The 12,329-nt window shown below is 54.1% G+C and carries 15 protein-coding genes and 1 pseudogene; 1 reads left to right on the top strand and 15 read right to left on the bottom strand.

Features of this window, described 5'->3' with window-relative positions; all coding sequences use genetic code 11:
- Positions 1 to 81 precede the first annotated feature (81 nt).
- A pseudogene (locus Q4C79_RS13170) lies at positions 82 to 228 on the top strand (signal peptidase); the annotation flags it as partial.
- Between the two features lie 185 nt (positions 229 to 413).
- Here Q4C79_RS13170 and Q4C79_RS00945 read toward each other — a convergent pair.
- The 15 genes from Q4C79_RS00945 to Q4C79_RS00875 form a co-directional block, all read right to left on the bottom strand.
- Entirely contained in the window at positions 414 to 1,010 is a 597-nt protein-coding gene (locus Q4C79_RS00945; protein WP_303089159.1) for a hypothetical protein, read from the bottom strand.
- Between the two features lie 45 nt (positions 1,011 to 1,055).
- A complete protein-coding gene (locus Q4C79_RS00940) occupies positions 1,056 to 2,024 on the bottom strand; it encodes a PhoH family protein (protein WP_303089158.1) in 969 nt (322 codons plus the stop codon).
- A 432-nt stretch (positions 2,025 to 2,456) separates the two neighbouring features.
- A complete protein-coding gene (locus Q4C79_RS00935; RefSeq protein ID WP_303089157.1) occupies positions 2,457 to 3,227 on the bottom strand; it encodes a DNA adenine methylase in 771 nt (256 codons plus the stop codon).
- 52 nt (positions 3,228 to 3,279) lie between these two features.
- Entirely contained in the window at positions 3,280 to 4,122 is an 843-nt protein-coding gene (locus Q4C79_RS00930) for a DNA cytosine methyltransferase (protein ID WP_303089156.1), read from the bottom strand.
- Positions 4,094 to 4,273, bottom strand: coding sequence for a Com family DNA-binding transcriptional regulator (locus tag Q4C79_RS00925; protein WP_303089155.1), 180 nt, complete (start codon positions 4,271 to 4,273; stop codon positions 4,094 to 4,096). The genes Q4C79_RS00930 and Q4C79_RS00925 overlap by 29 nt, the downstream gene beginning before the upstream one ends.
- A 142-nt stretch (positions 4,274 to 4,415) precedes the next feature.
- Entirely contained in the window at positions 4,416 to 6,296 is a 1,881-nt protein-coding gene (locus Q4C79_RS00920; RefSeq protein WP_303089154.1) for a right-handed parallel beta-helix repeat-containing protein, read from the bottom strand.
- A 59-nt stretch (positions 6,297 to 6,355) separates the two neighbouring features.
- Complete coding sequence (locus Q4C79_RS00915) at positions 6,356 to 6,907, bottom strand: hypothetical protein (protein WP_303089153.1); 552 nt, start codon at positions 6,905 to 6,907, stop codon at positions 6,356 to 6,358.
- A 16-nt stretch (positions 6,908 to 6,923) separates the two neighbouring features.
- Positions 6,924 to 7,232 (bottom strand): hypothetical protein, encoded by a 309-nt coding sequence (locus tag Q4C79_RS00910; RefSeq protein WP_303089152.1) that lies wholly within the window; start codon positions 7,230 to 7,232, stop codon positions 6,924 to 6,926.
- On the bottom strand, positions 7,229 to 7,555 hold the full coding sequence (locus tag Q4C79_RS00905; protein ID WP_303089151.1) for a hypothetical protein: 327 nt from the start codon (positions 7,553 to 7,555) through the stop codon (positions 7,229 to 7,231). Before Q4C79_RS00905 ends, Q4C79_RS00910 begins: the two co-directional genes overlap by 4 nt.
- 114 nt (positions 7,556 to 7,669) lie before the next feature.
- Positions 7,670 to 7,921 carry a hypothetical protein gene (locus tag Q4C79_RS00900; protein WP_303089150.1) on the bottom strand — a complete coding sequence of 84 codons (252 nt, stop codon included), beginning with the start codon at positions 7,919 to 7,921 and terminating at the stop codon, positions 7,670 to 7,672.
- Positions 7,918 to 8,643, bottom strand: coding sequence for a hypothetical protein (locus Q4C79_RS00895; RefSeq protein ID WP_303089149.1), 726 nt, complete (start codon positions 8,641 to 8,643; stop codon positions 7,918 to 7,920). The genes Q4C79_RS00900 and Q4C79_RS00895 overlap by 4 nt, the downstream gene beginning before the upstream one ends.
- Positions 8,644 to 8,655: 12 nt before the next feature.
- Positions 8,656 to 10,227, bottom strand: coding sequence for a phage tail protein (locus Q4C79_RS00890; RefSeq protein WP_303089148.1), 1,572 nt, complete (start codon positions 10,225 to 10,227; stop codon positions 8,656 to 8,658).
- Positions 10,228 to 10,806: a phage tail protein gene (locus Q4C79_RS00885; protein WP_303089147.1), complete on the bottom strand. Its 579-nt coding sequence runs from the start codon at positions 10,804 to 10,806 to the stop codon at positions 10,228 to 10,230. It abuts the gene before it with no gap.
- 3 nt (positions 10,807 to 10,809) lie between these two features.
- A complete protein-coding gene (locus Q4C79_RS00880) occupies positions 10,810 to 11,952 on the bottom strand; it encodes a baseplate J/gp47 family protein (protein WP_303089146.1) in 1,143 nt (380 codons plus the stop codon).
- The gene (locus Q4C79_RS00875; RefSeq protein WP_303089145.1) at positions 11,943 to 12,320 is read right to left on the bottom strand and encodes a GPW/gp25 family protein; all 378 of its coding nucleotides are present in this window, start codon (positions 12,318 to 12,320) and stop codon (positions 11,943 to 11,945) included. Before Q4C79_RS00875 ends, Q4C79_RS00880 begins: the two co-directional genes overlap by 10 nt.
- Positions 12,321 to 12,329: the final 9 nt, after the last annotated feature.

Genomic DNA, 12,329 nt, shown 5'->3' with positions numbered 1-12,329 from the left:
AGACAGGCATTTTGAGAGCTTTGCGAAATACCCGTCTGCGGCGAATTTCTTCGTTGCGCGCTGCTTGCTGGTTGCCTATTTATTTTGAGACCTTTGCAAAACCCCCATCTGTGGCGCATTTCTGCGTTGTGTGCTGCTCGCTCGCTTGCCTATCTACTTGATATGTCTGCGCTCGCTGCGCTGCTACGCCTTGAACTGCATCCAGATCTGAGGGTTTTGCAAAGGTCTCTTGATATGTCGGCACTCGCTGTGCTGCTACGCTTCAAACTTCATCCACGTCCGGATATTTTGCAAAGCTTGCATTTTGCGAAATGGGAATGTTTGCATTTCGTTTATCTTTTACTGCACGGCAATGCCTGTCTGAAAACGGTTTTCAGACAGGCATTGCCGTGCAAACCATTCGATCTGGTTGGTTAACCGTCGCGGCCGTCCATCAGCATCAGCAGCATCACGGAGAGCAGGGCCAGCTGTTCCTGTTCCGGCGCGGCTTCGCCGACTTTTTCCAAGCGGAATTTGCGCTCGAAGAAGGAGGGCAGTTTGCGCAGACGGAAGACGGTGCGGCCTTGGGCGTCGTTGATGGCGTAGCTGGGGTTGAGGAAAAAGCCGCTTAACATGCCGACCAAAGGAATTTCTTCCAGAAAACCGTTGACCACTGCCACCAGCGGGTTTTCTTCGTGCAGGGAAAATACGGTTTGTCCTGCGGCGTCGCTGGTTTGGTAATGGGTTTTCCACAAGGATTTCATGCCCGAGCGTTTGACGGCGCCGAATACGTTACCCGCCGCGTCGCGGAAGGTATAGGAGGCGTTGAAGTCGATGATGCGGTCGGCATTGATGGTGTAGAGCAGGTTTTGCCGGCCGCTGCTTCGGTAAACCTGTATCGCCTCTTTGATTTTGAAGATTTTCTGGCGGGTATAGGCAACCTCTTGGTTGTTGGCGTCGAATACCGAAAAATCGTTGGAAGGAGTGAGTACTTTAAACGAGAAGTGCAGCGGAAAGGCGAGGTTTTGCATGGTGGCTTTTTCCTGTAACGGTGTTAAACAATGCCTGTCTGAAAATTATTCGGCATGGGTGTTTTGCGCATCGGCCGCGTCGTAGGCTTCGACGATTTTCTGCACCAAAGGATGGCGCACCACATCTTCGCTGGTGAAGGTGTGGAAATAAATGCCTTCGATGTCGCGCAGTTTTTCTTTGGCATCTTTCAGGCCGGACTTAATGTTTTTCGGCAGATCGATCTGGCTTAAGTCGCCGGTAATCACCGCTTTGGCACCGAAACCGATGCGGGTGAGGAACATTTTCATCTGCTCGGGCGTGGTGTTTTGCGCTTCGTCGAGAATCACGTAGGCGCCGTTGAGGGTACGGCCGCGCATATAGGCCAAGGGGGCGATTTCGATCAGGCCTTTTTCCAACAGCTTGGTTACGCGGTCGAAGCCCATCAGTTCATATAAAGCATCATAGAGTGGCCGCAGGTAAGGGTCGACTTTCTGCGCCAAATCGCCGGGTAGGAAACCGAGCTTCTCGCCGGCTTCCACCGCCGGGCGCACCAATACGATGCGCTCGATTTGATGTTTTTCCATCGCATCGACGGCAGCGGCCACGGCCAGATAGGTTTTGCCGGTACCGGCGGGGCCCAGGCCGAACACGATGTCGTGGTTGACGAGCGCGCGGATGTAGCCGTTTTGGCGCGGCGTACGGCCGCCTATGCTGCCGCGTTTGGTTTGCAGATAGTATTGTTTGTCCTGCCGCTGCTCGACGTGGGCGGCGTCGGCGGTTTTCGCTTCAACGGCGGCAAGCTGGATGTCGTTTTCTTCCAAGTCGCGCTTTTCGGCGGTTTCGGCCAGCGAGAGCAGGGCGCGACGGCCGGCGTGGGCCAGCTCGCCGATAAAGGTGAAGTCGGCAAAACGGCGGCTGATTTGGATGTTCAGCGCTTTGCCTAGGGTAGAGAGGTTGTTATCCAGCGCGCCGGAGAGCCGTTGCAGCACGGTGTTGTCGATATCTTCGAATTTGAGGTGTACGGTGTGTGTCATGGTGGCTTTTGCTTGTCTCGCTAGTCAGTCATGCTGGCAATATGGTTTGATTTTCGGGAAATTCAAGGGTTTATCATAAGAAAACCGAATGATGGATGATATCGGTTTGCAGTTTGGCGGTATTGGCTGTGCTTGGGGGCATTTTGATGCTTAGCACTTGATTTTATTTTGCGAAAGACGGCTATTATTTTGCCGTTTGCGGGAATTTTTGCCGGAAGGTCGGGTCTACGGGTGATTGTCTGCATCGTATGCGTTTGGTTTCAGCCATTGGTCGCGATAGTAAACGTCTTCGCGGCGGCTGAAGCGGCTGAAGCCGCGCGCGATAAATCGGCGCGTTTTTTGAGATAAATAGTTTTTAATTTTGTTGCACACTGTGTAACCATGTTACAAATCCACTAATAGAAAAGTCCCGACGCTGGGACTTTTGTCTTATTAGTAGTTACAGATGACCAGCTCGCCGCTGGTCTTTTGCGTTTTGTCTCGGCCAACTGAATAAGCAAGTTCAAGGCGGCGGATGCTGAAGTCTTTAAACAGATCGAGAATGTCAGGGTGATCGTTGATGGACAGCATTACCTTGCCCCTGCTATTAGCCATCGCATCGGCCAGGCGCTCGTATTGCGGCCAGTCGAATGCGCGGTCATAGCCAGCCAGCTGCCAATAAGGTGGGTCGGCGTAGAAGAAGGTGTGTTCGCGGTCGTAGCGTTTGAAGCACTTTTCCCACGGCTCGTTCTCAATGTACACGCCGTTGAGCCGCTGCTGCGCTGCTTTCAGACGGTCTGCTATATCGGCTGCTTTAAAGCCCGCACCCGTGGTGGCGGTGCCGAAATGTTGGTCGATGGTTTTGCCGCCGAAGGCGGTGTGTTGCAGGTAGAAGAAGCGGGCAGCGCGTTGGATGTCGGTCATCACATCAGGCGGAGTGGATTGCAGACGGGCGAATACTTCGCGGCTGGTCAGCGTCCACTCGAACTGGCGTACAAACTCGTCGAAATGGTGTTGCACCACTCGGTAAAGATTGATGAGTTGGCCGTTGAGATCGTTGAGCACCTCGCACTTGGCCGGTTGCGGCCGCATGAAAAACAGCGCCGCGCCGCCGGCGAATAACTCGACATAGCATTGGTGCCCGGGAAACAGGGGCAGTAGGTGTTTGGCCAAGCGGCGTTTGCCGCCCATCCACGGCACGAGCGGTTGCGGTTTGGGTGTCATTTTGACTCCTTATATATAAGAATAAAAACGGCACTCGCGGCGCTCGGTATGTTTAAAAGGTATGTATCAGTTTTTCGGCAATCCACTGCGCGACTTGAGGGCAGACGGCGTTTCCGGCAGCCCGAGCCTCACGAGCGTTGGCCGCATCCAGTCCGCGCCGAAGCCCATAATGGTCAGACGTTCGCGCCCGCTCAACCATCTGATGCCGACTGTTTTCGACAGCGACGATATTTCCGCCCGATATGTCGATACTTGTGCCGTCGGCAAAACCCGCAAGCAGCGTAGGATGAGCGTCCGCCCACGCGCTGCCCGCTTCCGTCTTGCCAGATACGCGCGCCATTGGTCCGGCATCACCCAAGAACTCCACGGGGGGCAGCTCTCGAAGACCTGCGACCATGAATATGCGGCGGCGTTTTGTGGGGACTCCGAAATAACGGCTGTCCAACACCCGCCAGTATCCCACATACCCGCATTCGGCAAGCGTTTCAAGCACCGTTTCGAAGTCGCGGCCACCGTTTGAAAACAGCAGTCCGGGGACATTCTCCAGCACCAGCCAGCGCGGTTGAAGGGTTTGCACGATACGCATTGCATCGAAGAACAGCCCACTGCGTGTTCCGGCAAGGCCGCGCCGCTTGCCCATTGCCGAAACGTCTTGGCAGGGGAATCCGCCGACGACAACGTCGACGCGGGAGAGTGCTGGCAGACAGGTACGCACGTCTTGATGTTGCTCTGTATGGGGGAAACGGTCGCCGAGGACGGCGCGGCAGACGGGGTCGATTTCGACCTGCCAAGCCGTTTGAAATCCTGCCCGCTCAAAGCCGAGGTCGAATCCGCCGATGCCTGCGAACAGACTGCCGACGGTGGGTTTAGGGTTGGGTGTTTTCCGGGCATCCATTGCGTCCTTTCTGCAAGGTGGGATGCTCGGTGGCATTCTGAGTTGTTAAAGAGCGGATATGGTTGTTGGTTTTGCAGCGCGGGCATTTGATTTCAAAGCTGCCCGTGCCGATGGCCAACAGCTTGTTACAGTTTTTGCAACGATGTTTCATTTTTCGCAGTACCTTGTACGTTAGTGATAAAATACCGCTGCCTCGCGAGGTGGCGGCTTTGAAGCTAACGCAGGCCTATTCTGCTTGGCTGGCGTGTCGGTGTTCCCGCACCGGCACGTCGCCGTCTTATTTAATCTATATCTTATGACTCCCAAGCTACAGAGGCGCGATTTGCCTCTGAGATTAATTTGGCCCAGGCCACACTCGTGCCCATAATAAAGTTAGCCGATGTAGCCGTTGGCGGATAGGTATTAGAGTGGCCGATGGTGCCGGATATACCTGCCGGATCTTGCGTAATCAAGCGGACGTATTGGCTGATCGCTGTACCAGCGCCGAATTGGTTGCCCGAAACAATGGTGCCGCTCAACTTGCGCACGACTGTATCATCATTGCGGGAGCACAGCACAATACCAGGTACCCGCGACGATACATCGATAATATTATTTCGAATGATGTTGCCAATTGAATCCATCGTGCTCCAGTTAGGGTTTGCTACGCTGTAGGTAATCGCATTATCAGCAGTTCCGCCCCATGATGATTCCAGGACGATTGCAGCGCGACCCAATTTACCGTAAATCTCGTTGTCCTCGACAATGTTCCCGTTAGCATTCACCGCAACCATAATTCCCCATGATGGACTGCCATCATCGTCACAAAGACACTTGTTGCCTCGAATGGTGTTACGCGTCGGTTGCACATAACACATGATATGGCCTTGGCCGCCGCCATTAAATCCCCATCCTGCACGTCGATACAATGTGTTGCTATAAACCTCGTTAAGTTCCGGCTCATAGGCCAACAGGATTCCGGTTGTATAGTCATAAATTTGGTTGTTATAGATCTTGTTTCCCCGGCTCTTATCTTGCAACACAATACCGCGCGTGTTGTTCTCTGTTCGGTTGTCACGTACAACGCTACCTTCGGAAAAATACAAAGCTATTCCGTACCGGCCGCCCTTGCAATCGTTGTTGTACACCTTATGGTTTCGGTGGCGACGTCCTTCTGCATTGGGTACTGCCTTATCGGCTACCCAGCGAGTGTCCATGTTGTTGTTTGGATTGTTAGGGTCAATCCGCGCTAAATCAAACAGGATGTTTATATATGCCCCGGCTGAGCCACTGGTTTGAGAAATATCAATACCGCGATCAAGCTCTAGCTGATTGTCGTGTACTTCCCAGTCTTGAGTAATATACCCGTCGGCCATGCTTACCATACGGCACAGAATGTTGTGATTCGCCCGGGAATAAATGTCACAATGATGAATATGTACGCGAGATCCACCGCGCCCGAAAATGCCACCGCTACGTGCAACCCCAGAACCGGGGCGAATGGTTAGGTGATGTATCTCTAAATCACTTGTTGCATCATCGAGCCAAATCTCATTATTGCTCGGATTTATTAGGAAAATCGTACAGCCGTTGCCGTCAATTTCTTTGATGCCTGCCGGGATATAGTTAGATCTTGAATCCGGATAATTAAGGTATAAAGAGCCATTTCTAGGCAACACCAACCGCCCGCCGGCCTTCGCCACCCATTTGAGCGCCGAAAAAAACAGAGCGGAATCATCTGATGATCCCGGAACGTATCCAAACATTTCCAACTCATACCGATTGCCGTCAACCTCCCGCTTAAAACGATGGCCGTCTTTACTGGCAACAACGATGCCGGTTTCCAAAGCAGTAGTCGCAGGCACTTTTTTGAAAATTCCGCCGCCTTTAGTCGTGTTAGCGGAATAGTAGGCTACATCCAACCTATCGACCGTTGCCCCGACATTTGTATTGGCGATATCAGTGAGATACGCAATGCTCATACTGGTACCGGTACCGATAGAGGCTTGGAAACGATTGAGTGCAGCGGCCTGTTCTGTTGTCAAGCCACCGTTATTAATACTATGCGCCACCTTTCCAGTAGCGTCCGCCACTCTGATATCAAACCCCGAACCGGTACGGATAAGATAAATACCATTAGGCAACAGCTCGGCCGGAAGATTGGACACCTCTTTAAAAACTCTTAATTCGGACATTTGCTCGCTCACGTGGTTAATAAAACGGCCCGCCTACCGACCGGGCGGGCACTATGAAACTACCAGCCTAGACTTGAATATTGCATACCTACCACTTTGCCGCCGTATGTCAGGTTACCTTCCACGTCTTCGCCGATTTTTCCCAGCTGGGTCATATTTTCGTGCTGGTGAGAATGGCTAACCGCATTTTCGAGTTGCGTTTTGCTCACATTAGGCTTACCTTCAATGGCATCCCAAGAGAGTCTAAGATCCATAGATTCGGTTTCGGCCGTTTTGACCCAAGAACCCTTGCTGTACAGATAGCGCGCACCGCCGGTACTCACGGAAGGATCACCGGTGGCATCCAACACCATGACTTCGCCTTTAGGACTCAGAATGGCATCCCGCGCAGCAATGTCGTCAACAACCGTTAATTGGCCGGTTGATGAAATGGCTTGGTTAATCATTGCCTGGACATCTTGCTCGTTGATGTGGCGGCGCGGTTTTCGCCCGGTCGCATCAACGACATACATCTCCACATAGTCAGGGCGCTCAGCCGGGGCAATCAAATAGATTGCATAAGGTTTTAAAACAACCGGCAGCGCGGTCTCACGAAACACTTCATATTTCATTTACTACTCCTTTTGTTTACCAATTAGTGCTTGAATAACGCTGGCCGGCTGGCAGCACTACATCCCAAACTTGATCTTCTGGTGTCCCCGATACAGAGATGGCTGCTTTGTCACCTTCCGTTACCGTACCGAGTCGTATATTGGCCGCTTTCCCCGGCACCCCCTTCAAACTGGCAAAGAACTCGCTGATCGTACCGCTGAACAACCCTTTTTCCACCGCCAGTTCATACAGGCTGCTTTGAATAACCGTTGCCTCTTCCGCGGTGACAATCACGTCGTACGGCGTGATATTCAGCGGCGTAGCACTTAATGTTTTATCACTCATAGTTGTCTACCCGTAGAGATATAAATACGCCCATCGGCTATCGGGTGGGCTATGTTTTCTTTGAGCAGGCTGAGTCGGTATTCGGCCACCTGCCAATCAAGGTTTGCGGTTTGATCTGCTCTGAAATAAATCAATATGGCGTCGCGCCGCGCAATAATTATTGGCCTGATGGCGGTACCCACACCATACATCGGCATGATTTCCAGCCGTACCACATCTGCATTTAGCGCCGTTCGTACAACCTTTTTTTTGTCTTTGCGGGACAGCCTAAAAAGGAAAGATTGGTCTTTCCCTGCCACCACCCTCAGGTTCTTGGTATACATGCCAAGCCTTTCAAATAAGGCTCATTATCTGACTCACATCGCCATCCGGCTTTTAAACGGCGATAAAAAAATCCCGCTAAAAAGCGGGAAAATACAGAGAGAACACACAACGATTTACTCGGCAAAAGCATCGGGCCGGTGGCCTTTACTCCGTTCACGGAGGTAGGACAAAAAGCAATGGTCGTCTTGCCAAAAGAACAAACTGTTTACCGCCTTATAAGCGATTAGCCAGCGCTGCTTGACCGGTGTTTTCAGACAGGCATTGCGATAAATCCGGCTGCTTAAGGTTTCATCCGGGTAGCCGCCCAACAGTGCATTGATAAGCTGGTCCGCGGCAATTAGCAGTTGATACGCGTATTTTTTCATGCATCAACACCTGTAAAAGACACAATGATTTTCTCTAGCGCTTCAACCGTTTTAGCAGCCTCGACTTTACTTTGCAAAGCCTGCCGCTGTCCGGCCACATGAGCGGTTAGCACTTCATAAGCCAGCGTCTTACGCAATGCCGCTGCCTTCAGCTTGTCAGCATCAATCCCCCGACTGGCGGCAATGCGATCCAAAACCGGAGTGGCGGCTGTTTTATCCATATCCCATGCTTTGGCTTCTGCTGCCTGTAGCGCCCATGTTTGGATCTCAAACGCCGGAATCTGGTTGGCACCTGTTTGATTATCAATAAATGCTTGGGCAGCCGTATTGATTACCGCAAGCTTCGCCTCTTTGCACTGTACAAGCCAGGCTTGCTGGCCGCCGGCATCCAGCTCCCACATTATCCCTGTCCACTGGTGCAGACGACTAGGCCGAGGCTCAAAGGTTAGGCCGGCAGGCAGCTCGCCGATTGTATCAATCACAACAGGTTGGCCGTCAGAAGTACGGTAAGCCTCACGACCCCGATGATCAGGCACATAGCTCCAGCCAGCGCCATGCCATTTAGGGGCAAACCCGGGCTTATGCTCAGGCTGAGGTTGATCGATACAGTGCGCCGGGATCAGCCAGTTTCCTTCTTCCATCGGGTCAAGATCGGCGACGGATTGACCAATATAATGCCCCTCCGGATCAAGTTGACATACTAATTTAGTTGCTTGATTCATGTTATCAATCCTTTAAATCTTAATACAGGCCAGTAACGCCATATTGGTCGGCCGGGTTTCGCCGGCGACGCGAGCAGAATTATTGACATCCGGCCCGATAATCGCTCGCGATACCGCCCAACCGTTAGACGCCGGCTGGGGCGTACCGTAGGCAGTCGATACAAATTGGATGCCACCGTTAACGGTTTCCACCCCGTTAATCTGGGCGCGCTGATAAGTAAACTCAGCAGACCAGCGCTGCATCGCATCGGTTTGGTGCGAGCCTAAAACACGACCAACGTCTATCCCCTTACCTTCATCTAAAGCCCGCAGGAACAATCCGCGCAAATCAGGTAAATTGAAAGTAGTACTGCCGTCTCCTGCGCCGTAGCGCGTGCCGATGGCGGCAAACAAAGCGGCATACACAGTACGGCTCACTGCTGCACCGTTGGCCTTTAGCCAACCGGTCGGCGCAGCTTGGCCGGCAAAAAATGCCACAGCTCCCGACGGAGCGGCGGCGGCCGCCAAATCATGAGCAGCCTTAACCGCCGACGGGGTAGCGGCCAGATTGACGGCAGTCGAGTTAGTCGCCGCCGATAGCTGCACAATTCCGGCAGCCGTCGTACTGGCTTTATCGGTGGCCAACATGATTTTGTCGTTACTGTATGCCAATGTGCCATCGTCTTTGAGTTGCAGTACTTTACTGCTGGCAGGGTTGCGCATATAGATATCGTTCGGCCCCATACCAAGTTCGGCCCATCCGTCTTTATTTACGGCGGATAATCTGATACCGGCGGGGAAAACCGGTCGCGCGGAAAATGTTTTTGTGCCCTCTATAGTTTGGTTGCCGGTGAGCATTACAGCAGCACCGATTTGCGTACTAACCCAACTTTGATAAGCAACTGTCTCACCAGTCGATACACGCGGGAAAGAGATCCGGCCAACCTCAGATCCGTCTGCACCTGTAAAGACATAATTAAATCGTGCGCCGTTTTCACCGCTACTTACCGGTGCCGATTCAAAACGCCAAAAGCTGCCATCAGCATTACTGAAGCGAATCTTCTCCCATGCGTTACGAAATATATTTAACTGTCCGCTGATAGTTTGGTTGCCGCTGTTGCCGAGTTTTTCGTCTTGCAGTTTTTTAGCCATTGCCGCCGAAACCGCCGCGTCGGCGGCAGACGAATCCAACACATTAACCAGCTTGACCACGCCCGCCAATGTGGGTGTGGCTTTGGACAGCTCGTGCGTGTGGCCGGTGGCGCCGTTGCCCACCCAGTTGGCGGTGCTGCCGTTGAGCGTGGACGGTGTGGCCAGCGCGAAACTGCGGCCTGCGGCCAAGCTGCCGCCGCCTGTCAGGCCTGCGCCTGCGGTGAACACAGTGGCCGCATCGGCTTTGAGGGCGATGGCACCGTCGGCGGCGGTTTTGTTGGTGCCGATGCTTTGTACGGCTTTGGTGATTTCGTTTTTCAGCCACAGTGTGCGGTTGGCCAGCTCGCGCGCGGGGCGGTTGTCGATACCGTTGGGGCCGCCCATCACAGGGTCGGAGGTTTCGAGCTGGTAAATCCCCGCTTCCCAGCGGCTGGTTTCGGTTAAGTTTGCCATTTATGCGGTTCCTCTGTTGAATTGGCCGTCGCGGCGGGCGCGGCCGTTGTGTCTCAATGCACTGGCCTGATAGTCGAGCGCGGCCAGCACGCAGCGTGCCGGCGCGAAGGCTCTCAAGGTATGGCGCAGCAGCGCGGCTTGGTCGTTGGTAATCACGTTGTTCATGATGATGCGGTAATGCGCCCACCGGTCGCTGTGGCCGTAGGCGTAGCGGCCATCTCGCACGATTTCGCCGTTGTGCCGTTTACCGCCCATACCTTCGATAATCTGCACTTCGCCGAAACCCAAGCGGCGCACGATTTCGCGGATAGCCCACGGCGTGCCTTTGTAGCGGTGCAGTTCGTATGCACCTTTAATCAGACGGCGGCGCATTTGGTCGCTTTCGGCCAACCAATAGCCGTCAGCGCCCAGTATGCTGCGGCTCTCGGCGAGCAGCTCCAAATGCTCGGGGGCAACCAGATTAATTAGGCGCGGCATCAGCCGGGCCGCATCAACATCGCTCATTCGCAGACCGAGGTCGGCCAGCATCTTGTAACGTTGGTCACGCTCGATCACGGCGGCGTAGCTCAGTTTCTTCACTGTCTAGCCCTCCGCCTGCTGGTCGGCGGCGCGGATACGCACCGATGTGCAGCGCGCCCACTGATTGGCGGCCACCACCTTAAGCGGCAGGTTGGCCAGCACCACGTTATAAACCCCCGACACTTTAAGCACGGTTTGGATATCCAAAGGCACGATGTCCAGGCCCAACTGCTCGCGGCGGGCGGATTCATACGCTGCCCATGCCGCCTGTGCCTCGGCCACCGCCTCGGCGGCGTTGGCACCCGTAAACAAAACCAGCTCCGCATCGAGCGCGTAATCGACCGGTACCGGGGCCGCCACGGTAACGGTGTCGCACAGCGGCCGCACGCGCTCGCCGGACAAGGCTTTGTGCACCTCGCCCAGCAGCTCTTCCGCGGGCAGGCCGTTTTTGGTTAACACCGTTACCCGCACCTGCCCACCGATGGGTTCTCCGGCATCCGTTTTGAGGTTATCCACATAAACATCGCAGATGGTCGGGCTGACGCGTCGGGCGAAATACTCGTAACCACCCACCGGGCCGGCCACCGAAAAACTTTCCGGTGCCAGCATAATACGCTCACGATAAGCATCGTCAGATTCCACATCTGCGCCGCCAGTCGGCACGGTAATATTGGCGGCCTTGATTTCTACATCGCCCGAAAATGCCGGCGGTAAAGTGTTAATCTGCCCGGCTGACCAGCCGTTTCCCACTGCACCGCTTTGCGTGCATACCGCTTGCAAATCCAGCGTTTTACGCGCTGCGGTTAAGGTACCTGCCTCAACGGTGGCGAACGAAACCTCCCCCACAGAAACCAACGTACCGATCGGGATAAAAGCCGTCTGAACACCGCTCAAAGCGGCAGAAAAACGGATGGTGCAACGCGCGGTCGATGCCTCAAGCCGCGGCGTATTAACATCATCTCCGCATAAATCCAGCATCAATCCTGTGGCAAAGCGCGGGTGCTGCTGGCGGTAGGCTTCGTTAAACGCCTTGCGCACCAGCATCTCGCGGTAGGCGTAGGTGTTAATCAGCAGGCGCTCGATATGAGCGGGCTGCAAGACTTTACCGCTGCGCGCCTCATAGTCGGCGATGGTGTCAGCCAGCACTTTGGCCAAGTCATCATCCACGACCTTAACGTCGGCGCGGGTAACCTTGCTTAAATCCATGATGCACGCTCCAAGGTAACGGATGTGGTATTAATAGAGCCCGCCACGTCGTCGGCTACGCGCCAATGCACCGTCATCATGATGTGCGGCGCATTACCCTCAAACGACACCCGCTCCAATACCGCACGCGGCTCCCATGTTTTGATGGACAGCGCCACTTCGCGCACGGCATTGGGCACAAACACATCTTCCGGGGTATCGATATAATCGAAGTAGTCGCTGCCGAATTCGGGGCGGGTAACGTCCGAGCCTTTACGGGTGGACAAGATGTTGTGGATACACAGGTCGATATCGTCCACGCCCTGCGCCAAGCCGCTGCCGCCGGGCAAGAGCTGCCAATGCTTGGAAATAGGCGTGTCGTATTGCATGGAAAATCC

The organism is Neisseria sp., from assembly GCF_030523955.1.
GTDB lineage: Bacteria > Pseudomonadota > Gammaproteobacteria > Burkholderiales > Neisseriaceae > Neisseria.
This window is presented reverse-complemented; position numbering and strand designations above follow the sequence as displayed.

Coding starts and splice junctions, on each gene's coding strand:
- Q4C79_RS00935 (WP_303089157.1), bottom strand. CDS start 3,227: ATGACACCCAAACCGCAACCGCTCGTGCCGTGGATGGGCGGCAAACGC.
- Q4C79_RS00900 (WP_303089150.1), bottom strand. CDS start 7,921: ATGAAAAAATACGCGTATCAACTGCTAATTGCCGCGGACCAGCTTATC.
- Q4C79_RS00930 (WP_303089156.1), bottom strand. CDS start 4,122: ATGGATGCCCGGAAAACACCCAACCCTAAACCCACCGTCGGCAGTCTG.
- Q4C79_RS00875 (WP_303089145.1), bottom strand. CDS start 12,320: ATGCAATACGACACGCCTATTTCCAAGCATTGGCAGCTCTTGCCCGGC.
- Q4C79_RS00910 (WP_303089152.1), bottom strand. CDS start 7,232: ATGAGTGATAAAACATTAAGTGCTACGCCGCTGAATATCACGCCGTAC.
- Q4C79_RS00915 (WP_303089153.1), bottom strand. CDS start 6,907: ATGAAATATGAAGTGTTTCGTGAGACCGCGCTGCCGGTTGTTTTAAAA.
- Q4C79_RS00925 (WP_303089155.1), bottom strand. CDS start 4,273: ATGAAACATCGTTGCAAAAACTGTAACAAGCTGTTGGCCATCGGCACG.
- Q4C79_RS00920 (WP_303089154.1), bottom strand. CDS start 6,296: ATGTCCGAATTAAGAGTTTTTAAAGAGGTGTCCAATCTTCCGGCCGAG.
- Q4C79_RS00880 (WP_303089146.1), bottom strand. CDS start 11,952: ATGGATTTAAGCAAGGTTACCCGCGCCGACGTTAAGGTCGTGGATGAT.
- Q4C79_RS00895 (WP_303089149.1), bottom strand. CDS start 8,643: ATGAATCAAGCAACTAAATTAGTATGTCAACTTGATCCGGAGGGGCAT.
- Q4C79_RS00940 (WP_303089158.1), bottom strand. CDS start 2,024: ATGACACACACCGTACACCTCAAATTCGAAGATATCGACAACACCGTG.
- Q4C79_RS00945 (WP_303089159.1), bottom strand. CDS start 1,010: ATGCAAAACCTCGCCTTTCCGCTGCACTTCTCGTTTAAAGTACTCACT.
- Q4C79_RS00905 (WP_303089151.1), bottom strand. CDS start 7,555: ATGTATACCAAGAACCTGAGGGTGGTGGCAGGGAAAGACCAATCTTTC.
- Q4C79_RS00890 (WP_303089148.1), bottom strand. CDS start 10,227: ATGGCAAACTTAACCGAAACCAGCCGCTGGGAAGCGGGGATTTACCAG.